2 protein-coding genes are annotated in these 1,536 nt (G+C 37.8%); both read right to left on the reverse strand.

Annotation, left to right across the window (positions count from 1 at the left end; translation table 11 throughout):
- Positions 1-197: 197 nt before the first annotated feature.
- Entirely contained in the window at positions 198-392 is a 195-nt protein-coding gene (locus tag D1155_RS15465) for a hypothetical protein (protein ID WP_160203305.1), read from the reverse strand.
- Between the two features lie 14 nt (positions 393-406).
- On the reverse strand, positions 407-1,399 hold the full coding sequence (locus tag D1155_RS15470; protein ID WP_160203306.1) for a hypothetical protein: 993 nt from the start codon (positions 1,397-1,399) through the stop codon (positions 407-409).
- Between the last annotated feature and the right edge of the window lie 137 nt (positions 1,400-1,536).

Genomic DNA, 1,536 nt, shown 5'->3' on the forward strand with positions numbered 1-1,536 from the left:
GTTTCACGGTCTGCGTGTAGTTCCTTGTAAACTGACCTAATGATAACTGCAAATATCAAAACTGTAATTCTGATGTCTTTTCTGTTTCTGTTCATGACAAATCTGCCTCCACTTTTTTATGCCATCTTGATTGATTCTCCACTAAGACCCACATATCTAACAGCTTTTGATTTCTTGAATATTTTTTTACCGCCTGTCTAACAGCATATGGATTTCAAAAATCCCAGTACAGTAATTACAAACAGAGGAATACCGATAAAAACGCCTAAATAATCCACATACTTTTGCAACGGTTCTTCCCAATATTTTCTTTTAAAACCACGCCAGGCACCCCGTACTAGCCAAAATTGTCCACCTAGGCAAAGCAGTAATGTAATACTGATATCCGACATTATCTCTCTCCTGATTATTTAATTAAAGTTAAAAGAAGTGAAGCATTTTTATATTGTCTTCCTTCTACCCATCTGCCACCTTGATGTTTGTAATATGCCCATAACTCATAATCCAAAATTACACTTGTATGAGAATAGCCTCTCAAACTATTCAGTGTCGCATATCCTTCAAGCGTCCAAGATGCTAAATTAAGGATCGGTACAAATTTACTTCCTAATTTTGCAGCTATCGCTTTTTTCACCTTTTCCTTTGCCGCATCAGTCAGACAGGAATACCCGGTTCCACTCACAAAGGATGCTGCTCCAATCACATTATGATCAATTGTACAGTACTCTCTGTAATCTCCAATTTTATGATTCTCAGGTCTTGACGATGTTGTCGTCACAGTTACAGGATACACTGTATTATCAGTTATATCAACAACCTGTACCAATGTGTTTGCTACCACCTCATAGTGCGTATTGATTTTCTTCTCATTCGCATCCTCAGCATATGCTGGCTCTATTATGGCAACAATTTCCCCATCTTCATTTAAAATATACACCCATCCTTTCTGAAACTGTTCTTCCTCTTTTAATCCAGCTTCAGCATTAATTATCTGATCGTAGTAAACCTCCGATTTTATCATCTTATAACCAGATGGCAGCTCATAATTAAATGAATACCTATCGGGAGCCATTTTATCTTTAAGCGTAACATCTGTTTGCATGCTTGTCAAAAGCACACCCTTTTCTTCACGCTGTAGTGTCTTGAGTTTCAATGTCGCATGTCGTTCTCCTCTATATGTCATCACCCCTCCCGCTTTTGCAACGCCTTGTTTCAAACCAAGTTCTTCCGGCAGGTGTACAGAAATGCTCTCACCTTCAAGTGAGGAGTCCATTACAACAGCGATTTTTGGATTTTCCGGCAAAGTGAAATCAGCCAACGTGTCTGGGTTTAAACTTGTTTTTGTCGATTGATTAACATCTGCTTCGCCTGCAAATGCTGGTAAAATTGTTGTTGCCATTAATGTAACACTTAACAAACAGCTTAAAAAAGTTCTTTTCCTCATTTTAAACCTCGTCTTTTGAAGGTTTGTCAAACATATGTTACACCGTCATGCAAAAAATTAAATAAAGTATCTTTAGGAGAAAGCCACTTTAA

It is taken from the genome of Anaerotruncus sp. 80 (assembly GCF_009936115.1).
GTDB lineage: Bacteria > Bacillota > Clostridia > Peptostreptococcales > Anaerovoracaceae > Senimuribacter > Senimuribacter intestinalis.